General features: G+C 43.2%; 25 protein-coding genes and 1 pseudogene. 7 read left to right on the top strand and 19 right to left on the bottom strand.

All coding sequences use genetic code 11. The annotated features are described in order from the left end of the window. Positions 1 to 2: 2 nt before the first annotated feature. From ACQ86K_RS09145 to ACQ86K_RS09110, 8 genes are all read right to left on the bottom strand, one after another. Positions 3 to 1,970 (bottom strand): response regulator, encoded by a 1,968-nt coding sequence (locus ACQ86K_RS09145; protein ID WP_431200226.1) that lies wholly within the window; start codon positions 1,968 to 1,970, stop codon positions 3 to 5. Then, entirely contained in the window at positions 1,967 to 3,454 is a 1,488-nt protein-coding gene (locus ACQ86K_RS09140) for a CHASE3 domain-containing protein (RefSeq protein ID WP_431200225.1), read from the bottom strand. Before ACQ86K_RS09140 ends, ACQ86K_RS09145 begins: the two co-directional genes overlap by 4 nt. An 86-nt stretch (positions 3,455 to 3,540) precedes the next feature. Continuing rightward, the gene (locus tag ACQ86K_RS09135) at positions 3,541 to 3,978 is read right to left on the bottom strand and encodes a hypothetical protein (RefSeq protein WP_091171377.1); all 438 of its coding nucleotides are present in this window, start codon (positions 3,976 to 3,978) and stop codon (positions 3,541 to 3,543) included. A 10-nt stretch (positions 3,979 to 3,988) separates the two neighbouring features. Next, positions 3,989 to 4,321 carry a gliding motility protein GldC gene (gene gldC / locus ACQ86K_RS09130; protein WP_090524371.1) on the bottom strand — a complete coding sequence of 111 codons (333 nt, stop codon included), beginning with the start codon at positions 4,319 to 4,321 and terminating at the stop codon, positions 3,989 to 3,991. 8 nt (positions 4,322 to 4,329) lie between these two features. Then, positions 4,330 to 4,596 (bottom strand): hypothetical protein, encoded by a 267-nt coding sequence (locus tag ACQ86K_RS09125; RefSeq protein ID WP_091171373.1) that lies wholly within the window; start codon positions 4,594 to 4,596, stop codon positions 4,330 to 4,332. Between the two features lie 9 nt (positions 4,597 to 4,605). Continuing rightward, positions 4,606 to 5,958 carry a DEAD/DEAH box helicase gene (locus tag ACQ86K_RS09120; protein ID WP_091171370.1) on the bottom strand — a complete coding sequence of 451 codons (1,353 nt, stop codon included), beginning with the start codon at positions 5,956 to 5,958 and terminating at the stop codon, positions 4,606 to 4,608. A gap of 244 nt (positions 5,959 to 6,202) precedes the next feature. Then, positions 6,203 to 6,748, bottom strand: a complete 546-nt coding sequence (locus tag ACQ86K_RS09115) for a hypothetical protein (protein ID WP_431200224.1) — start codon at positions 6,746 to 6,748, stop codon at positions 6,203 to 6,205. A 26-nt stretch (positions 6,749 to 6,774) separates the two neighbouring features. After that, entirely contained in the window at positions 6,775 to 7,086 is a 312-nt protein-coding gene (locus ACQ86K_RS09110) for an NAD(P)H-binding protein (RefSeq protein WP_431200223.1), read from the bottom strand. An 80-nt stretch (positions 7,087 to 7,166) separates the two neighbouring features. Between ACQ86K_RS09110 and ACQ86K_RS09105 the strand changes: the two genes are divergently transcribed. From ACQ86K_RS09105 to ACQ86K_RS09095, 3 genes are all read left to right on the top strand, one after another. Beyond that, positions 7,167 to 7,583: a winged helix-turn-helix transcriptional regulator gene (locus ACQ86K_RS09105; RefSeq protein ID WP_091171363.1), complete on the top strand. Its 417-nt coding sequence runs from the start codon at positions 7,167 to 7,169 to the stop codon at positions 7,581 to 7,583. Between the two features lie 11 nt (positions 7,584 to 7,594). Then, positions 7,595 to 8,158: a hypothetical protein gene (locus ACQ86K_RS09100; protein ID WP_091171361.1), complete on the top strand. Its 564-nt coding sequence runs from the start codon at positions 7,595 to 7,597 to the stop codon at positions 8,156 to 8,158. A gap of 96 nt (positions 8,159 to 8,254) precedes the next feature. Beyond that, positions 8,255 to 9,589 (top strand): dihydroorotase, encoded by a 1,335-nt coding sequence (locus tag ACQ86K_RS09095; protein WP_091171358.1) that lies wholly within the window; start codon positions 8,255 to 8,257, stop codon positions 9,587 to 9,589. Positions 9,590 to 9,755: 166 nt separating this feature from the next. Here the strand turns inward: ACQ86K_RS09095 and ACQ86K_RS09090 are convergent, their stop codons facing one another. The 6 genes from ACQ86K_RS09090 to ACQ86K_RS09065 all read right to left on the bottom strand — a co-directional run bounded on the left by ACQ86K_RS09090 (position 9,756) and on the right by ACQ86K_RS09065 (position 12,241). Next, on the bottom strand, positions 9,756 to 10,214 hold the full coding sequence (locus ACQ86K_RS09090) for a GyrI-like domain-containing protein (RefSeq protein ID WP_091171354.1): 459 nt from the start codon (positions 10,212 to 10,214) through the stop codon (positions 9,756 to 9,758). A 94-nt stretch (positions 10,215 to 10,308) separates the two neighbouring features. Then, positions 10,309 to 10,590 (bottom strand): SRPBCC family protein, encoded by a 282-nt coding sequence (locus ACQ86K_RS09085; RefSeq protein ID WP_431200822.1) that lies wholly within the window; start codon positions 10,588 to 10,590, stop codon positions 10,309 to 10,311. 8 nt (positions 10,591 to 10,598) lie between these two features. Beyond that, positions 10,599 to 10,730 carry an SRPBCC family protein gene (locus ACQ86K_RS09080; RefSeq protein WP_431200222.1) on the bottom strand — a complete coding sequence of 44 codons (132 nt, stop codon included), beginning with the start codon at positions 10,728 to 10,730 and terminating at the stop codon, positions 10,599 to 10,601. Continuing rightward, positions 10,718 to 11,173, bottom strand: a complete 456-nt coding sequence (locus tag ACQ86K_RS09075; protein WP_091171346.1) for an EVE domain-containing protein — start codon at positions 11,171 to 11,173, stop codon at positions 10,718 to 10,720. The genes ACQ86K_RS09080 and ACQ86K_RS09075 overlap by 13 nt, the downstream gene beginning before the upstream one ends. Positions 11,174 to 11,294: 121 nt before the next feature. Continuing rightward, on the bottom strand, positions 11,295 to 11,672 hold the full coding sequence (locus ACQ86K_RS09070; RefSeq protein WP_431200821.1) for a helix-turn-helix transcriptional regulator: 378 nt from the start codon (positions 11,670 to 11,672) through the stop codon (positions 11,295 to 11,297). A 14-nt stretch (positions 11,673 to 11,686) separates the two neighbouring features. Continuing rightward, positions 11,687 to 12,241: a helix-turn-helix transcriptional regulator gene (locus ACQ86K_RS09065; protein ID WP_431200221.1), complete on the bottom strand. Its 555-nt coding sequence runs from the start codon at positions 12,239 to 12,241 to the stop codon at positions 11,687 to 11,689. Positions 12,242 to 12,295: 54 nt separating this feature from the next. On the opposite strand from ACQ86K_RS09065, the gene ACQ86K_RS09060 reads away from it, so the two are divergent. From ACQ86K_RS09060 to ACQ86K_RS09045, 4 genes and pseudogenes are all read left to right on the top strand, one after another. Continuing rightward, the gene (locus tag ACQ86K_RS09060; protein WP_091171339.1) at positions 12,296 to 12,736 is read left to right on the top strand and encodes a DUF2007 domain-containing protein; all 441 of its coding nucleotides are present in this window, start codon (positions 12,296 to 12,298) and stop codon (positions 12,734 to 12,736) included. Between the two features lie 149 nt (positions 12,737 to 12,885). Beyond that, positions 12,886 to 13,895, top strand: a pseudogene (locus ACQ86K_RS09055) (N(4)-(beta-N-acetylglucosaminyl)-L-asparaginase). 152 nt (positions 13,896 to 14,047) lie between these two features. Beyond that, complete coding sequence (locus tag ACQ86K_RS09050; RefSeq protein ID WP_091171332.1) at positions 14,048 to 14,794, top strand: copper homeostasis protein CutC; 747 nt, start codon at positions 14,048 to 14,050, stop codon at positions 14,792 to 14,794. A gap of 4 nt (positions 14,795 to 14,798) precedes the next feature. Then, the gene (locus ACQ86K_RS09045) at positions 14,799 to 15,479 is read left to right on the top strand and encodes a hypothetical protein (protein ID WP_431200220.1); all 681 of its coding nucleotides are present in this window, start codon (positions 14,799 to 14,801) and stop codon (positions 15,477 to 15,479) included. 93 nt (positions 15,480 to 15,572) lie between these two features. On the opposite strand, the gene ACQ86K_RS09040 is transcribed toward ACQ86K_RS09045, so the two are convergent. The 5 genes from ACQ86K_RS09040 to ACQ86K_RS09020 form a co-directional block, all read right to left on the bottom strand. Next, entirely contained in the window at positions 15,573 to 16,709 is a 1,137-nt protein-coding gene (locus tag ACQ86K_RS09040; protein WP_431200219.1) for a hypothetical protein, read from the bottom strand. Then, positions 16,649 to 18,004 carry a TolB family protein gene (locus ACQ86K_RS09035; protein ID WP_431200218.1) on the bottom strand — a complete coding sequence of 452 codons (1,356 nt, stop codon included), beginning with the start codon at positions 18,002 to 18,004 and terminating at the stop codon, positions 16,649 to 16,651. The genes ACQ86K_RS09040 and ACQ86K_RS09035 overlap by 61 nt, the downstream gene beginning before the upstream one ends. A gap of 74 nt (positions 18,005 to 18,078) precedes the next feature. After that, complete coding sequence (locus tag ACQ86K_RS09030; protein WP_431200217.1) at positions 18,079 to 18,411, bottom strand: hypothetical protein; 333 nt, start codon at positions 18,409 to 18,411, stop codon at positions 18,079 to 18,081. 356 nt (positions 18,412 to 18,767) lie between these two features. Next, positions 18,768 to 18,983: a hypothetical protein gene (locus tag ACQ86K_RS09025; protein ID WP_091171323.1), complete on the bottom strand. Its 216-nt coding sequence runs from the start codon at positions 18,981 to 18,983 to the stop codon at positions 18,768 to 18,770. An 86-nt stretch (positions 18,984 to 19,069) separates the two neighbouring features. After that, positions 19,070 to 20,335 carry a metallophosphoesterase gene (locus ACQ86K_RS09020; RefSeq protein WP_091171319.1) on the bottom strand — a complete coding sequence of 422 codons (1,266 nt, stop codon included), beginning with the start codon at positions 20,333 to 20,335 and terminating at the stop codon, positions 19,070 to 19,072. Positions 20,336 to 20,502: the final 167 nt, after the last annotated feature.

The raw sequence follows: 20,502 nt of genomic DNA, 5'->3' as shown, positions 1-20,502 counted from the left end.
AACTAACTTTCAAGCCAAAGCTGCATGAGCGATATCAACCTGTCCATATCAACTGGCTTGGTGATATAATCATTGGCGCCGGCCGCTATACATTTTTCGCGGTCGTCTTTCATTGCTTTTGCAGTTAATGCTATTACGGGTAATTTAGCCCATTTGTTTTGCTTACGGATATGCCTGGTAGCCTCATAGCCATCCATTTTAGGCATCATGATATCCATGAGCACTATGTCAATATCCTTTATATCCTCAAGTTTAGCTATGGCTTCTTCACCATCATTAGCTATCTCTACATTGAGGTCATAGCTTTGCAGGGCGCTGCTCAGCGCAAAAATATTGCGCATGTCGTCATCAACAATAAGCACCTTTTTGCCTTTAATGGCATCCTTGCCTTTAGTTAGTGTTTTAGGTTTGGCCGATGATGGCGCTTGTTGTGCCGGGGCAATCGCCGTTTCGCTTATCTTGTTCAGGAACAGGTTAACCTCATCAATCAGCCTGTCGGATGATTTATTGGTTTTAACCACCATGGCGTTGGCATAATGCATTAGCCTGTTAACCGATGTTTTGTCAAGCTCCATTGCAGTATTGATAATAACCGGCAGTGACGCAAAGCGGTCAACCTCTTTGATCTTATCCAGCAAATCCAAGCCCGAAATATCAGGCAGGTTAAGGTCAAGGATCACACACTGGTACTCGTTTTCATGCAACATCCTAAATGCAGATTCGCCGTCAAAAGCCTGGTCGACGGTGATGCCCTGGCCTTGCATAAGGTCTTTCAAAGCTTGGCTTTGGGCTTTGTGATCTTCAACCAGCAGGATCTGTTTAAACCTGGTGCCGCTTTGTACCATGATATCGGCAAAAAGTTTATCCAGCGTTTCGGTATTGATAGGCTTTTTCATAAAGTTGATGGCACCTTCCCGGCGTACGCGGTTTGCTGCGGCATCCCCGGCCGACATCAGGTGAACCGGTATGTGCATTGTATCCTCATCATTCTTTAACTCCTTCAAAATCTGCCAGCCGTCTTTACCCGGCAGCATAATATCCAGGATCACCGCATCAGGTTTGGCTTCCTTCACAATTTCAACCGCCCGGGTACCCTCATACACCATGATTGATTTATAACCATGATCGCGGGCATAATCCTGCAATATGTTTGCAAAGTTTTTATCATCCTCAACAATTACAACCAAAGGTTCTTTACCGGGCTCACGCGGGGCCGCTTTAACCGGGTTCAGGAACTCTGTTACAGGTTTAAAAGTCTCGGCAGTTGGCAATACTTCTTCAATTAAGGCCGCAGGTGTTAATTTAGCTTCAAAAGGCACGGTAAGTACAAATTCGCTGCCTATGCCCGGCTCACTGCTCAGGGTTATGCTGCCGCCTAAAAGGAAAGCAAGTTCGCGGCTTATAGATAAACCTAAACCGGTACCGCCATATTTACGGCTTGTTGAACCATCGGCCTGCTGAAATGCCTCAAATATTACTTTTTGCTTATCCGCAGGGATCCCGATCCCCGAATCTTTGATAGCAAAGCTGATGGTTTTATCTTTAATACCCGGTTTTACATTGATAGCGATAGAACCATTTTCAGAAGTAAACTTAAACGCGTTACTTAACAGGTTTTTGATCACCTGCTCTATACGTACCTTATCGGTAAATATGGTTTGCGGCAGTTGCCTGTCTATACTTGTTGTATAATTAATTTTTTTGTTGCTGGCTACTTCGGCAAACAGCATTTCCATATCGCCAACAATATCGCTTACTTTAATATCCTCATTTTGCATATCCAGCTTGCCCGATTCAATTTTGGAAAGGTCGAGGATATCGTTGATCAAAGTAAGCAGGTCATTACCGGCGTTGAAGATAACGCTGGCATATTTGATCTGGTCTTCAGAAAGATTGGCAGGCTTGTTATCTTTAAGTATCCGTGCCAGTACCAGGATACTGTTAAGCGGCGTGCGCAGCTCATGGCTCATGTTGGCCAAAAACTCCGATTTGTATTTACCCGTGGTTTCCAGTTCCTCAACCTTAAGATTGATAGCCTGGCGGGCCTGTTCAATGGCCTGGTTTTTTCTTCAAGCAAACTGGCTTTTTCTTCCAGTTCGGCATTGGTGGTACGCAGTTCTTCCTGCTGTACCCGGAGCTCTTCTTCTGAGGCCTGCAGCTCTTCAGTTTTTTGAACAAGCTCCTCATTGGTAACCCGCAGTTCTTCCTGCTGTGCTTCCAGCTCTTCGGCCTGCTGCTGGGTTTCCTCGTACAGGTCGTGCATAATAGTACGCGCCTGCGATGTATTAACAGCTATACCTATATCATTAGCGATAGCTAAAATGTATTCTGATTTATTTTTCGAGATCCCTTCATTAAAAGCAACCTCCATTACTCCTTTAAGCTTTTTATCAAAAAAGAAAGGTATGATAAATGATTCGGCCAGTTCAGTTTTTAATACCGATGATGAAAGCTCAAGCTTATCGTTCAGTTTACCTTTTACAACCGCCGCTTTACCATCCTTAGCTACCTGGCCAAGCCAGCCTTCGGTCATTTGTACCGACTTTTTAACAAAATCAGGATTGTGGAACGCGTATGAAGCATAAAAATCAAGCCTGTTGCTTGCTTCGTTATAAAGGTAAAATGTACCTGCCGCGGCATTGGTATAGGTACAAACTTCGGTTAATATATTATTGGATAATTCTTTTTCAACCTGCTGGCCCTGCATTTTTTCATTCAGCTGACCGGTTCCGGTGAGCAGCCAGTTTTTGGCTTCGTTATCGGCAAGCACTTTTCCAAGTTCAATATTAGCAACCCTGATTTCATCCTCAATTTTCTTTTGCTGATCGAAAGTTTTTTGAATGTAGAAGAACAGCAACAGGATGATGAACAGGAAAACCAACGAACCGCATGCAATTACGAACTTGGCAAAGGTTGATGCATCCTGCGAATTTTCTTTCCTATTGGCAAGCAATCTCTCCTCTGTGTTGGTCATATGGTCGATCAGCATTCTGACCTGATCCATATTTTCCTTGCCATTTACAAACATGTTGCGCTGCACCATGTAATCAAGCCCCTGGCTATCGCGCGTTTCAACATTGGTTTTAAGGATCAGCAATTGCTCCTTCACCAGCTTATTGATTGAATCGACGCGTTTTACCTGCACAGGGTTATCCTTCACCATGTCTTTTAGCGTGGCCAGGTCATCGGCTACTTTAGGTAAAGCGGCATTATACGGTTCAAGAAATACCTTTTTAGCGGTAGCTCCATAACCACGCATGCCTGTTTCGGCATTAATTAACTCCTGCAATAAACTTGTTGAAGTACGGATCACCCTTTGAGTATGATTAACCCAGGTGTTATCCTCCTCGAATTGGCGCAGGCTGTTAAAAGACAAGATGCCCACCACAAAAACAAGAATGATTGATACTACAAAGCCAGCTAAAACCTGCTGGCGGAAGGAAAACTTTAACATTAGGTATCCGTATTAATCTGAATTACAAATATGTTTAAAAAAAGCTGTAATGTTAATATTACAGCTAATTAAACATACAAGGAATATTAATTTACTGTCGTAGTATCGGTAGTGTTTGAGATAAAAACTTTAGGGCGGCTGCTCAAAGCGCCGATCAAAGCCAAAACAGGACCGGCAAACATCACATACCAACCCCATTGAAATTTAAGCTGGCTGGTTAAAAACCTGTTAATGCCTTTAAACGGAATAAAGCTAAATGCCGAATTTACTTTAAAAATGGCAGCAACCAGCAACAGTACAACAAGTACTATCGACAGCCAGGCCGCCACACGCATAATCTTAGCCTGGTTAAGGAACGATACAATAATGCCAACAACAGCTACCAACAACAGTACCAGCCCATAAGGTTGGTTAAGCTTGTAAATATTCCAGCTGGTTACGTGGAATACCCGCAGCAGCGGGCAGTAGGTTGCAGCAAAAAGCAATGCAAAACCTGCAAATGATAAAATTGAGCTAAGGCGCATATTTAGGTTGTTATTTTTGTGTTATTTCCATTTTATCAGCAAAGTGGGCACAATAGTCGCGCAGGTCTTCAACAATATTTTTCTCGCCGGTTGCACGTAAAAAGCTGTCGCCCATGGTTTGCAGGGTTTCATAAAAAAATCGCTTCATCTCATCAACAGGCATATCTTTTGTCCAAAGGTCAATGCGCAGGGTATTTTTATAGCTTTGGTCCCACAGGGCAAGCATCATTGATTTTACAGGCAACGCTTCTTTGTTGGTTGAGTCGGTCGATTCCCAAAGAATGTGCTCAGGAACATTATTATCATCAAGCGTAACGGTAAGCTTTATTTCAGCGGTTTTCATTTCAAAATTTATTTAACAAGTAAGAATATAATTATAACCAGAACGATGAAGAAGGTCTCCACCATCCATATTTTTTTAGTTTCGATAAAAAAGTTGCGGAACATCATATCAATCACAAAAACCACGAAGGCAAACAATAAAAAGATCCAACCTATGGTGCCGCCCCAATGTTCAAGCGGGCGTCCGGCCATACCAGCCCCATAAATAAAAACATAGGCTGCTACCGCCACCAAAAACGCGGTAAAAAAGTTTAAAGGGGTAAATCTGAATTTCATTGATGGAGCTTAGTGTCTTTTTTTGCTTTTGGATGATCGGCCTGTACCCTGCCTTGCTGCTTTTGAGCCGTATTTAGCTTTATCCTTATTGGCATCAAACTTTTTGCGCTGGTTAAGGGATTTCTTTTCGTGGAAGGCACCTTTAAAATCGGGGTCTTCTTTGCGCTTTTGCATATCTATTTCCCGCGCCTGGTCCTGCCTTTCCTCATATGGGGTTTCTTCAATAAACACATCGTCGGGGATTCGCTCAACGGGAATGGTTTGCTTGATGAGTTTCTCAATCTTGCGGATATAATACTCTTCAGACGGTGTAGCAAAAGTAATGGCTTCGCCCGATTGCAGCGCTCTACCTGTACGACCGATCCTGTGTACATAATCCTCATACACCACCGGTACATCAAAATTGATCACATGACTTACATCGCTCACATCAATACCTCGCGATGCCACATCGGTAGCCACCAATATCTTCACATCGTCGTTTTTGAATGAATTGATGGAGTTGATGCGCGTATTTTGCCCTTTATTGGCGTGAAGCACTTTCACTTCCTCTTCGCCAAATTTGCGGGTCAGGAATTTGAATACGTCTTCGGCCACTGCACGGGTTTTACAAAAAACAATCAGTTTGGTAATCTCCCCTTCGTTATCGAGCAACTTTTTGAGCAGGTTTATTTTGGTTTTAATATTGGGCACATGGTATAAATGCTGGTTAACCGTTTGCGCCGGCGTAGCCTGTGGCGTAACCTCAATAACCGTAGGGAACTCCAGGAAGTTAGCCGAAAGCTGGTGCACCTTCTCGCTCATGGTAGCCGAAAAAAGCAGGTTTTGCCTTTTCACCGGCACTACTTCCAATATCCGGTTTATCTGGGGCATAAAGCCCATATCCATCATTTTATCGGCCTCGTCAAGCACCAACACCTGTAATGGTTTGGTCATGATATGCCCGGCAAGGTAAATATCCATAAAACGGCCGGGCGTTGCCACAATAATGTCGACACCCTTTTTTACCTGCTCTATTTGTGTTTTGGGGCCAATACCTCCGTAAAGTAAAACAACCCGTAAATCGGTATAAGCGGCAAATGCTTTAATGTTTTCCTCAATCTGCATGGCCAGTTCACGCGTCGGCGAAATAATCAACGCCCGGGCATGTTCGCCCTGCGCATATTTAAGCTTCATGATAATGGGCAACACATAGGCCGCGGTTTTACCGGTTCCGGTTTGTGCAATACCCATTACATCCTGTCCGTTCAATATCGGCGGAATAGCTTTTTGCTGAATAGGCGTAGCTTCGGTATAACCGGCATCGGCTATAGCGTTTAAAATTTGCCGGTTAAATTTAAGATCTTCAAAGGTTACTGCCATGCCGCAAAGATAGGCTTTTTGTTGAAGTAGGAACAATGCGGAAAGTGCGAGTCAGGAAAGTAAGAACCAGGAAACAAGAAGAGCGTATCGTTCACAAGTGATCATCGCTGGGTACAAATCAGTGGGTACCTCTAAATTTCCCAAAAGTGAAGCCTTCAAAAAGTAAACACCCCGCACCTGAGGTGGGGGGTGGGTGAGGCCAACTACTGCTTTCACAGCAATAATGACTTTTACATGAGAAAATTTAGCCGTTGTATACCGCAGCAAACTCCCTGGCAAAATCCTGCAAACTCACCTTACCGGACGATACAGGCCTATGCTTATCATAATCCTCCCAGATTTTTCCGCTTTTTACCGCAGTGCCCATTTCAACAAAGTTGCGGGTCATTTCGGGAGGAACGCCTGCCTGTGATAAGCCTTCTGCAAGCTGTTCATCAGTAAACTCAATCCATGGCAAGTTAGGGTTGCCGATTGCATCACCTAAAATTGCAGCTGCCTTGCCGGGTGTCGACTCTTCGCTTACAATGTAGCGTACGCTTTTACCAATAAAATCCTTTTGCAACTCTTCTGCTATTGCGGCTGCAATATCTTTAGGGTGTACCATGATTAGTCTTGCATCTGCAGGATAATTTGATCCAAGGATACCCTGGTGCTTAATAAGCGGGATATTACTGAAAAAATTGATATAGAAGAATGGTGCACGGATAAATTTAACGGCCACACCATCTAATCCGCTCAAAACACCTTCAACATCGTGAATGCCTTTTATAGGGCCTACGCCGCTATCCAAATGCGCACCTATGCTGCTTAATGCAACTACTTTTTTATACCCGAGCGTTTGATAGCTTCGGCATAGCTTTTACCTGTTTCGTTTTGGTATGCCCTTAAACTTTCGGCACTGAAGCTTGGCGGCACCATGGCGTAAAGCGCATCGGCACCAGTAAATGTTTGTGTTAAGAAATCAGCATCGGCTAATGAACCTATTGCTGCTTTAGCGCCTAATGATTCTATTTCTGTTACCTTATCGGCATTGCTGCTAATTACTGTTACGTTATGCCCTGCGGCTATTAAAGTTTGTGTTAAAGGTTTGCTTATATTGCCTGTTGAACCTGTTACTATAATTTTCATAATGTTTTTGTTTTTATTGAAAGCAAAGGTATTTTTACACTTACTTTTTTACAAGTACTTACCCTAAAGTATGTATTACCATGACAGCGATAAAAGAAAGCTCAACTATACAGGAAAACAAACAAGCCGCATTTAAAGAATGCCCGGTAACTTATGTTATGGAACGCATAGGTGGATATTGGAAACCGATCATTTTGTTTCACCTCTTAGCCGGAAGCAAGCGTTACAGCGAGCTAAAAAAATCTATCCCAACCATCACCGAAAAAATGTTGATCCAGCACCTGAAACAACTGGAAGCCGACGGACTGCTGATCAGGGAATCCAAACCGGTTGTACCGCCCCATGTAACCTACCGGCTCAGCGAATCAGGCATGGAATTGCGGCCGGTAATGTACGCAATGGCAACATGGGCAGTGAAGGACAGCGAGGCGAGCGGTAATGCAATTTATAGAAGTTTAGGAGAGTTTCCATCTGAAGAAACTTTTGCCGAAATGTAAAAACGAATAGAATGACTTACGACTTTTACGCGATTAAACAAGACCAAATTGACTTACTCGATTTTATTTTGACCGAGACTAAACTTCAAATTATTGATCATTATTCTGCTTATGACGAAGAGGTGCTTCGTTATACATCGGCAACAGATATAACCGCAAAATTTGATTTATACAACGGAGGCTCTTTTGGATCAAATTTCGCTTTATGGTCACCGGAGTTTAAGGGGCAACCTGTTTTCGAAAAAATCAATCTTGATCCTAAGCGCTGTAAAGGGCATACGTTCCGGTACTCAACCATGGATTGGGGGTTGATACGACTTTATCTGGGACAAATTAAGGGGAACGTACTTAGCAAATCACACATCGGGCATTTTAATGAGAAAGGTGCAATTGGTCATGAATTACCCAACTCAATTATAGGACCGGCAAGTGTATGGAATTGGGAGGAAATCAATAAAGCCTCGCGGAAACTAAAATACCACATCCATAACAAAATGGCCGTTAAAAAGACTGGAACATACGGTATATTGAAAAATGCCGAAATACTGGAGCAACAGGGCTTCATGCTTCAGTAGTTTCCCTTCAAAACTTACAAAGTTTTAAAAACTTCGTAAGTTTGAGCTCAATCAACAAATCCGAAATCGAATATCCCAAATCCGAAATTTCAAAACATGTCTACAATTCTGATAAAAGCAGCCACCATAGTTAACGAGCATAAACAATACGTTGCCGATGTATTGATCAAAGATGGTTTGATAGACCGTATCGACTCAGTTATCGACCACCAGGCAGATGAAGTGATTAATGCAGAAGGACTGCATTTGTTACCTGGCTGCATCGACGACCAGGTGCACTTCCGCGAGCCGGGCTTAACTTATAAGGCCGATATTTATTCAGAATCAAGAGCTGCTGTTGCGGGCGGCATCACTTCGTTTATGGAGATGCCAAACACCGTTCCCAACACTTTAACGCAGGAACTTTTGGAAGATAAATACCAGATCGCGTCGCGCAATTCGCTGGCTAATTATTCGTTTTTTATGGGCGCGTCTAACAACAATTTAGATGAGGTTTTGCGCACCGATATCAGTAAGGTTTGTGGCATCAAAGTGTTCATGGGATCCTCTACCGGTAACATGCTTGTTGATGACCCTCACACCCTCGAAAAACTCTTCGCGCAATCACCCATGCTCATCGCTACACACTGCGAAGATGAGGCTACGATCAAGAGCAATCTTGCCCATTACAAACAACTGCTTGGCGAAAATATTCCGGTGCGGATGCATCCAAAAATCAGGAGTGCAGAGGCCTGCTATTTGTCTTCATCAATGGCGGTTGAGCTGGCAAAAAAGCACAACACTCGTTTGCATATTTTGCACATTTCTACAGAGCGGGAGACACATCTTTTTGACAACACAATTCCATTAAAAGATAAACGAATTACTGCCGAAGCCTGCATCCATCACCTGTGGTTTACCGATGCAGATTATGACATAAAAGGCAACTATATTAAGTGGAACCCGGCAGTAAAAACAGAGGCAGACCGTGATGGTATTTTACGTGCTGTACTTGATGGAAGGATTGACGTTATTGCTACCGACCACGCCCCGCATACTATAGAAGAAAAAGAGCAGCCTTACCTGCAGGCGCCATCCGGTGGCCCATTGGTTCAGCATGCTTTGCCAGCCATGCTTGAGCTGTATCACCATGGTAAAATAAGCCTCGAGCAAATTGCAGAAAAAATGGCGCATAACGTAGCTACCCTTTTTCAAATAGAAAAACGCGGCTTCATCCGCGAAGGTTACTGGGCCGACCTGGTATTGGTTAACCTGAACAAACCATGGAACGTTAATAAAAGTAATATCCTGTATAAATGTAACTGGAGCCCATTTGAAGGCAATACTTTCCGCTCGCAAGTGGCTTACACATTGATATCAGGAAATCTGGCATATGCGAATGGAAGTCTTATTGAAGGTAAAGCCGGCAAGCGATTGACTTTTAACAGGTAATATTAATTACAATTTATAGAATTTTGGAAATTACAGAGTTTTCTGGAGTCTAAACGCTATATTCTTTTAACTAAAAAGTCATGCCGAATTTATTTCGGCACCTCACAAGCAAGATTCCACGCGGCTCTTCTGATGGGGTGCTGAAACAAGTTCAGCATGACGATAGTTAGTTATTCACTCCCACAAAAACTTCTACCTCGGCGTTATCAGCATTTTGTGACCTTTCTCCATATACGTCGAAATCGGCCATATATCTTCTGTCAATATCGCTTGTCCAGATCTGGTGCCAGGTTTCGCCTACCGACTGCGGCAATGCACCCTTAGCCACGTACCGGTTATAGCTTCCGGGTGGTACTGTAATGCAAATCAGGCCTTCAGGTATATTGTCTTTAGTAGCTACCTTACAACCAAGTACTGTGGTATAAAAGCCGTTCTTATCGCTTTCATAATCGGTGTAAACACAATAAATATCATCACTAAGACGGTTCACCACCTGCTGTAAAACCGCTTCACTCATAAACCAGTTCCAAAGCCCTGCTATATCTTTCATTGCCTGCCCGTTTTGGTTTGTAGTACGTACCGAAATCCCAACTAAATAGAAACCCTTTATTGTTACTTTATCCATTTTCGGAGTTATTACTATTTGTTATATTGACTTATAATCAACTTTTTTACAAACAATTATAATGATTATATAAATTATTAATTTAATATTATAATTACTCTATCAGTTTCCTCAATTCTTCAAAAATCCCTTTCCAGTTTTGTTCTGAATGCGCTTTAGCTTCCTCGTTTTTTACGTTGTCCTGGGTAACGGTAAGTTCAGTCTCGCCATTATTTTCGGTGAGGTTGTAGGTAACATTGGCATAGTTTTCGGGCTTGTCGTCAGTGCCGCTCATGCTGCTCCAGTAGCTGTATTTTACAAATGTGCCCGGATCAATATCCAGTATAGTTCCATGGTCTTCATACTTTTTACCACCCCACTCCCCGCTGAATTTTATGGGCTCCCCTACCCTCCAGCTCGATTCAAGATCGGTACCAAAAAATATTTTTTCACCATAGCAGGATCAGTCAGGCCTTGCCAAACTTTAGCCATCGGGGCTTTAAATTTTACCTGCACATTTACTGTTAATTTTTCCATAACGTAGCCTTATTTAATAGTGGTTGTTTTGCAGTGATCATTTGTTCCTTTATCTTCTTAAAATCTGCGCCGGGAACTTCAAAAAATCCAAACCTGAAGTTGTAGCCCCACGCTTTTTTGTTGGTGATAAAATCGAGCTTTTCAATCATCGGGGCTATCGGAACTTCGGCACATTCGTAGTAATTTACATTGCGGCGGTATGGGATAAAATCAATAGCCATTTGCTTCTGATAAATATCCTCGTCACGCACCTGGCCAATGGCTGTAAAAGCCTGCAAAGGCTCATTGCCGTTCATCTTTTGTTTGGGCGAATATACCGCCACCCAGTCGCCAACTTCCATACGTTTAAGCGGCGCCAGTTTACCATGATTGGCCTGAATAAATCCCCCGGAAATGCCACGGCCAATGTGATCTTTTGATACTACTATTATCCAATGTTTCATAAGTGTATGGTTTAAATTAACCGCAAAAACACGACCAATAAAAGCCCTGCCCCTGCCATTATGAAACAAAGTAACAACGCGCTGGTGACAGCCTTATGTCAGCAGGAAAAAAGAAAAGAAATTAATTTATTTTTTGGGCGATGGTTGCGGTGATCTCCCGTACACGCTGCAACAAGGTGTCGGGTCTGATGATCTCGGCACGGTCGCCAAAGGTCATATACCATCGGGCAAAACCTTCCAATGAGATGGTCAAAAAAGTCATCTCAATTTTACTTCCTACAGTTTTCTCAGATACAAAACCGCCGTAGTATTTTTGATGATCAAGATAGCTGTGAATCTCCTTGTCAACTTTTATCACCACCTGTTCAAGCTGCTTTTCGCAGGCCATTTTGTCAATATAATCTTTTAGCGTAGGGTGCTTACTGTTTACATAACTTTTATCTGTAACCACCAGCTTCCTGATACGGTCCATCCTGAAATCGCGATAGTCACTACGCAGACGGCAGTAGGCTATCAGGTGCCAGAAACTATCCAGGAAAAAACGCCTACCGGTTCAACTTCGCGTTTGGTATTTTCCTGCGAGTGGGCGGCAAAGTAATCAATGCTCATGATCTTTTTACAGATAATGCAATCCAGTATGGTTTGGATATGATCGGTACTTCCGGCCCTTTTCTGACTATGGCTTTTCAGTACTTCGATGCTGCCGTCAAGGTTTTCCAGGGCATCTTTTTCAGATGATTTAAGAATAGCCCTCACCTTGTACATGGCCGACTGGTACTGTGCCATGGTTGAGGTATCTGTAAGCTTTTCAACAAACTTTTCGGCGGTTAAAAAAGCTGTGGCTTCCTCGCGGGTAAACATTACCGGGGGCAGGCGGTAACCATCCATAATGGAGTAGCCAACGCCGGCTTCGCCTATGAGCGGGATGCCAGCTTCTTCAAGCGTTTTTATGTCGCGGTAAACCGTACGCAGGCTAATATTGAACCTATCGGCAATATCTCCTGCCTTTACCACCCTGCGTGATTGTAGTTGGATCAAAATGGCTGATATTCGGTCGATGCGGTTCATGGCGTCCAAATTAAATAAAAAACAATTTACCTTTGATTAATATTTATCTACAATATGGCCGTTCAACCCGAAGAAAAGATCATAACGTTTGAAACCTATTATGATGTGATGCTTGCACATATCATCCGCACCAAACTGGAAGGTTATGGTATCCCCTGCTTTATTGCCGATGAAAACACCATTGGGTCCAATCCCCTTTACAACCAGGCTGTAGGCGGCATTAAACTCAAAATATTTGAGCGCGACCTGGAGCGATGCCGGGAGATTTTAGCCGCCGAAGGTGACCTGCACGACCAGGACCATATTGAAATTGATGACGAAACGCTTAATGCCGTGATTTGCCCTTATTGTGGCTCAACCAATGTACGTTATGGTTCAGCAACCGAAAAAAGGGTTCATTGGTTCACCGCCATCATCTCATTTTTATTGATGATATTCCCTTTTTATAGCCGCAAAGCATGGCATTGTTTTAATTGCCAGCGGGATTTTGAATAGCTTTTTTCAAAGTCGAAAGTCTTAAGTCGCGAGTCAAAAATCTTCATTTTTATAACCCGATAGGGTCTTAACTTAAAACTCAAGAGTTACGACTTCAGACTGAAGACTTAGAACTTATGACTTAAAACTGTTTTTCATATATTAGCGGTATGTACAACCGCCGTAAGTTCATTAAATTATCCGCCGCAGGTGCTTCATTTGCAGCGCTTTCTAAATCTGCCATCGCAAAAACCGTCATATCAAAGCCCGAAGGCGGTTATCCTATCGTAATTTCAACCTGGGATTTTGGCATTATAGCCAACAAAGGAGCCTGGAAAGTATTATCAGCCGGAGGCCGTTCGCTCGACGCTATTGAAGCCGGGGCCCGCATCCCTGAAGCCGAAGATATCACCAATCATACTGTAGGCCGCACCGGCTTGCCCGATCGTGACGGACATGTAACCCTCGACTCGTGTATCATGGACGAGTTTGGCAACTGTGGCTCGGTAGCTGCCATGGAGAATATAGCCCACCCTATTTCGGTAGCACGTTTAGTGATGGAGAAAACCCCTCACGTAATGCTGGTTGGCGAAGGTGCTACCCAGTTTGCCGTTGAGCAGGGTATGAAAAAGAAAAACTGCTAACCCCCGAAACAGAAAAGATCTGGAAGGAGTGGCTTAAAAAAGCTCAGTACAGCCCCGTTATGAATATCGAAAACGGCGGTAAACCGGGCAATAAATACAACCATGATACCATTGGTATGCTTGCTATTGACGCCAAAGGCAACATCTCAGGCGGATGTACTACCAGCGGCATGGCTTTTAAACTGCACGGCCGCGTTGGTGATAGCCCGATTATAGGTGCAGGTCTTTATGTAGATAATGAGGTTGGCGGTGCAACATCAACCGGTGTTGGTGAGGAGGTGATCCGCAATGTGGGCAGCTTCTTGGTGGTTGAATTAATGCGCCAGGGCCTATCTCCGGAGGATGCCTGCAAGGAAGCTGTAAACCGTATTATTAAAAAGAAACCGGAAATAGCCAAAAAGATCCAGGTTGGCTTTTTAGCTATTAATAAAAAAGGCGAATATGGTGCCTATGCTATACAAAGTGGTTTTTCATACGCCGTTTGTAATGCACAACAACAGGACCTGTTAATACCAGGAAAAAGTTATTATAAGTAAATTTATTGGTCGATGGACCATAGTCGATAGTCCATAGTTTAATATTGTAGAATATAGTTAACTTAACAGTAGTAGTCTATGAACTATCGACCATAGACAATAAACAAAAAAAGGCCATGGACTATTGACTATGGTCTATGGACTTAAAAAACATGCAGGTATCACTCGAAGTTTGTGCTAATTCGGTAACATCGGCCCTGGCGGCCCAGGAGGGCGGCGCTGTGCGTGTTGAACTTTGCGAAAATTTGAAGGATGGCGGCACCACCCCATCGCACGGCACCATATTAATGGCCCGCAGCCTGCTCCATATCAAGCTGTATGTGCTCATCCGTCCTCGCGGCGGCGATTTTTTGTACAATGATATGGAGTACAAGCTCATGATGGCCGATATCAGGTATTGTATTGATGCCGGTTGCGACGGTGTGGTAATAGGTATTCTTAAAGAAGATGGCTCTATCGATATAGAACGCTGTACCGAAATGGTACGCCTTGCCCGGCAATGGGGCCTGGGTGTAACTTTTCACCGGGCTTTCGATATGTGTGCCGATCAGCATAAAGCCCTTGAAGAAATCATTGAAATGGGCTGCGAGCGCGTACTTACCTCAGGAGGCAAAAGCACCGCTATTGAGGGTGCCAGCAATTTAAACCGCCTCGTTGAACAAGCCGCCGGCCGCATCAGCATTATGCCCGGGAGCGGCGTAAGTGAAGCGAATGTTGCCGATCTCATACATTACACCGGGGTAAAAGAAGTTCATTCATCAGCAAGGATCAAGGTTGCCAGTAAAATGAAGTTTCACAATGAAAGCATCATGATGAGCGCCGAAGCCGGCGATGAATATAGTATTGATGTTACCGGCGTTGACCGGGTTAAGGAACTCATCAGGCTGGCTAACAGTTAAATTTATGAATAGAAAAATACTTTTTCTGTTTTTATTCCAAGTTACCGTTTTAAAAAGTTATGCCCAGCTTCAGACTTATTATCACAAAATAGAATCAGTATCTAATAATGAAAAGAGCGCTACCAGGCTTTTCCAAAGAATTGACAGCATTAAACAAACCCGGCAGCCCCATGATAGCAAAGTAACTACTTACTTTAACAGAGATGTGGATTTTGGTTATAAGCATCAACGGATAAACGTTATTTTTAATGGATCGAATCGTTACTATGTTAATTTACTAACAATGGGCGACAGCATTCTAATTAGTTCTGTGTGCTATGATAACTCATTCTTTGGAGATCCGCTTTACGATAAACTAAATAAAAGAGAAAATCATCCAAAAATAGATACTACGAAAGTGTTGCAATACTTAAAAAGACGCAACGACTTTTACAAATCATCCAAAAACATTGAAGATTTAGTAAAAGAGTTAAATCTATATAAAATGTATGCCTTTTATTGCGGTGACGCAAGTCCTAAAACGAAGATGGGGGAATATATTGACGAGCTTGTAAAAAACAGGGATATCAAAAAACTTAAAAATCTGTTGTTCAGCTTTTGCTGCGAGGAACAAGCCTACGGCGTTGCCGGAATAAAAACTCTTCAAAAAAGAATGTCAAAATTCCTGTTGAGATCATTCGAATAGCCTCCTATGTTAACGATAGAAAATCAGAGTTGATCACCTGTTCGGGTTGTATAGTGGGCATCATAAGTACTGATTATTAGATCAACCATCCAACTAAAAGAAAGTTACCGGCAAAACCAGCTCTATCCTATTGCGCCCTGTCCCGCCAAAAAAATCTTCATCCAGCAGCCTGCTATATCTGATACCGAATGTGATACTGTTTTGATTAAAGAATTTGGTATCAAAATACAGGGTACCACCTGCCGACCTGAAGTTTTGCTTAAAACCGCTGCCATCGGTAAAAAAGTTTGATGCGCTGGCATGGGTATAATCAAAAAACAATGCTGCACGCAGGCGTAACAGGTAAAACAGGTTGCCGAAACCTGCATCAGGATAAGCTATTGGCATATGATATGTTAAGCCAATCTTATTCATATCATCCAGGTTTTCGGCGGTATAACCTTTGGAGAAAGGGAAATCATTAGAGAAACTGATCACGTTGTCCTTCCCTTTTTGCTGGTGCGCCAGGCTGATGACAAAGTTGTGGTTCACAAACAAACCAGGGAAATAAAAACTTCCCGTAGCCAATAGCTGCGTTGCGCCCGATCCTGAAACTGCCGATTTATAATTGACGCCTATGCTTTGCGCAAACCGGGGATAAATATTTTTCTGTGCCTGTTGCGTTTGATTGCTAAAGCTGAAATAATTATTCAAATAGCTATATGACCGGTCAGCAAAACTGCCTTTGTAGGCTTGTTGAAAGTTGATACTGTTAAAATACAGGTCGCTGCCAAAGGTAAGACTGGTTAAGCGCTTGCCCTCACTAAAATTCAGGGGAACCCGCAAACCACCATGCACAGCAGTCTCGTTCCAGTAAACGTATTGGCCCTTATAAAAGCTCCGCCTGTCGAGTGTGTAATCGGCCCCGGCCGAAATATAGGGGAACAAAGCCCCGTAAATGGCATCGAAACCAAACTGCTTGTAGCCTTCGTTGGTATTATAATCAAAAGACAACTCGGACTGAAAAGTATTCAGCACATTCTCGCCCGTGATAGCGAATGAATAATTAGGGTCGCTGATATTGGGGATGATACTGTGAAAATTGAACAAACCATGCGCTTTGGGATAGCTGGTAACCGGCAATGGCTTATCAACTATCCCTGTTACTAAATTGGCAGCCGAATCTTTTTTCAGTGCTGTGATACCCAGATCGGGCAGGTAGCGTGCATAATCTCCCCGGCGGCTATCCATTTCAAATCTTTTTTATTGGCCTGGTTAATCCGGTAATCATCGGCAGTAAAACCTACCCAGGCCAGTTTATTATCACTTACTGCCGGCTGATAGTAGCCTAAACCTGTAAAATTACCGGTTGGCAACATTTCATAAACACTTTTATCGTTAAGCATCATCACAAACAGGCGGTCGTTTTTACCATCGGTTTGCGTGAAATACAACGTGTCTTTTTTTAGGGCGATAAAACCTATCGGGCGAAAACTCGGGGGTGTTAAATACGCTGTTTTACCGGTAGCGATCTCAATAAGCGCTATCCCCATTTTACCATCCTTATTGCGCGCTGCCGACAGCAGTTTGCCATCGCCGTAAAACTTAGGGTAAGTATAAAATAGCCCCTTCGGGTTTGGAATTTCCTGTTGTAGTTTACCCGCAGTATCCAAAATATGCAGCTGACTCAATCCTGATGGATCAACCCGTACAGCAACAATGCTTTGGCCATCGGCACTAAAAGCAGGCGAAAAGTATTTTGCTTTTGATGTGATCCGGTGTTCCAGCCCCGTTTTTGTATCAAGCAGCATCAGTTCACTATAATTACGGTAGCTCCAGCGTAAATCCGGCCGATAGGATGTATAAATTATTTTACCGTTGTGATAATCAAAATAACTATCCAATGAATAGGAACGGGTGCTGATTTTCAATTCTTTATCACCGGTTTTAATGACAAAGGCAGGCAAATGATCGTAAGTATTTTTGGCATAGATGAGCGTACTATCGTTCACAAAAGCCGGGTATTGCCGGTTGGCGTCAAAATGTTTCTTTCGTTCGGCAATGGGCTGATTGTTATCTTCGGCAAATTGCTGTTTGAAATAAGCAAACCCATTATTTGAAAAGGTTTTGAAACTTTCGCCGGTGTATTTTTTAACAGCCCATTGAAAAGGATAAAAGCCACCTCGATAAGCCGCAGCGTCATGTGTTACGTTTTTCCAGAGTTCGCTTCCATATTTTTCGCGGCCGTAGGCTACCATCATGTAGCCAAGGGGGTAATGGTCGGGCACATAGTCGCGGTACGAGCCATTGCGAAGCTTCATATAGCTGTAGTTTTTATCCGCAGCCCACAGCGCACGGTAACCGGTAAAAAAATAAGGCAACCGGCCCCTGCCCTGTTCGCTCACCAGGGTTTCGTTAAAAACAGCGTCGCCCTCAAAAAACCAGTTGGGTACAGCCAGGTCGTTACCCAGCGCCTGCCCGCCCTCGCCAAAAACTATGCGGAGTAAATGCGACAGGCCTACATTAAAATTATTGTACTGCTGCACATGCCTGTACTCGTGAATAGCCAGTTGCTGCGGCCATGGCAGGCTGCCTATATCAAAGCTATTTTGTTCGGGAGTTAAAAAAACTCGCTCCTGAAGGGGGCCAATCCCACATAACCGTTGGCTACGGTAGTTTGATTTTGCAATACAATACTGATTTGTTTTTGCTTAAAGCCGATTGTTGGCCGGATCAGGCCGTTCATTTGCTGCACGATATTGGCAACCCTTAACCCCGCCGAATCCAAGCCGGTCGGGAATATCACCCGGGCTGGCGGTGTGTTTACCTGTTTCCATTTTATAGATGGCGGATTACCGCCAAACACCTGCGCTTTTGACAATGTAGCAGAAAGTAACAGCGCCGGAAGTATTAATTTTTGAAGCGTTTTGTAACCGGTAAACAGATGATTCATTGAGGGTGAAAGTAAGTACAAATTGTAATTTAAACAACAAGCCACTTACTGAACGCTTATGAATTTGACCTGGTATAAAACAAAAAACACCCATCAAACTGACGGGTGTAAGGACAAGGTTAAAGTTAAGGTTTAGGTTTTCAATATTATATCAATTATTATTGAAGGCAATATTAGCAACCAGTGATAGGTAATGGCAGTTCTTGTTTTGCATGATTTAATCAACGCTTAAATCTCGCCATTTAAAAACGGTCCCGCAACCCGTGAAAACACGGTATTTTATTCCGTTTAATAACGGTTGATAACCAGTACTGGATTACCCAAAAGCCCGATATGAATATACCGGGCTTACTATTTCATATTTTGATGACCTTACCGCCTTTTTGCCCGGAAGGTTTAGGCGAATCAGGTTTGGGAATATGTTTTATAATGTAGATCAGCGTATGGGCTATTGCGCTTATCGCTTTCACACCAAAATGTACAAAAGGCTTCATCACTTGCCAGGCATTGCTATGCTGATGCTGTACCTGGGGACCTTGTTTGCCTATCCTTTTTATATTATTAGTTGCCATAATTTTAAGTTTAAATGCTTAGTATAATAAGCATAAAAACCCTGCCACAAATCAAGCCGGATAAATCAAATCCTTATTTTATAACGTTACACCACCTTTTTCTTCAGCTCAATAACTGTAACCTCCGGCCAAATACCTAACCTTCCAGAAAATGCCAGGAAACCAAAACCACGGTTTACGTACAGATATCGGTTATTTTCATTAGCGAGGCCGGCCCAGTCAACATAACGGTATTTTACCGGGCTCCACCTAAAGCCGGGAATCTCTACACCAAACTGCGCGCCGTGAGTATGGCCCGACAAGGTAAGATGAATGGTTGTTGGGTTATAACGAACCTGTTCTTCCCAATGGGTAGGGTCATGCGAAAGCAGTATTTTAAAGGCATCCTGGGGTACGTCCTGAAGCGCCTTATTCAAATCGCCTATCTGGATGAAACCTTTGCCCCAGTTTTGGATCCCGATGAGGGAGATCGATTGCCCGCCTTTTTCAATGGTTACATTTTCATCCAGCAGCAAACGGTAGCCTAAGGCTTTGTGATGTTGTTTAAGTTTATCGAGATTGGCTGCCTTTTCCTGCATGTTATCCCAATGGATATAATCACCGTAATCGTGGTTACCTAAAATGGAAAACTGTCCGTAAGGCGCTTTGATCTGCCCAAACCTGTCAATATAAGGCTCAATTTCCGATGCTGCATTATTCACCAGGTCGCCGGTAAAAACAAACAGGTCGCTTTTTTGCGCTTTAGCCAGGTCGATACCGCGTTGCATAGCCTCGGTATTATCAAAACTTCCCGAATGGATGTCAGAAAGCTGGGTGATGGTAAAGCCATCGAAAGCATCGGGCAAATCATCAAAATAAAGGGTGGTTTTGTGCAGCTTATAATCATATTTACCTTTAAGCATGGCATAAAAAAACGAAGTAAAAGGCACGGCAGCCACCAGTACCGCTATTTCACTGATGAACTTACGCCGGCCCGGAAAAGCCGGCTGCCCGGCAACCCTGCCCGAATCACTGATCAAGTTGAATACACCTACGAAAAACCGCCCAAGATCGCCGAGGGATAGCACGATTATGAAAACCAATTTGGTAATAAAAAACGTCAGGAACAGGCTTAGCATCCACTCATGAAACGGGCGCATGCCGCTTGCTGTACTAAAAGCGCCAAAGCCAATTAAAAACAACGCAGTTACACCAACAGATGTGATCAAATACCCCCATAAAACAACATTGCGCCACAGGTTTGATTGCCAGTCGGCAGTTAAGGTTTTAAGGCCGGAATGGATGTACCAATCAAACAACAAACTAATCAACGCAATAATTGCGAATACCTTCAAAAAACCACTACTGTGCATATAAATATGTATAAGACTGCAATTTAAAAAAGTAAAGGTAATTAGAGGGTAAAATTGCTGATGCAGGCCAGGTTTAAAGATTTTGAGAAAGACGGGAAATTACTTCATGCAAAAATAAAGACCAATAATCAATAGTATTTGGATACAAATTGCTGCAGAAATGCGTT

It is taken from the genome of Mucilaginibacter sp. P19 (assembly GCF_050632265.1).
In the GTDB taxonomy this organism is placed as follows: Bacteria; Bacteroidota; Bacteroidia; order Sphingobacteriales; family Sphingobacteriaceae; genus Mucilaginibacter; species Mucilaginibacter gossypii.
This window is presented reverse-complemented; position numbering and strand designations above follow the sequence as displayed.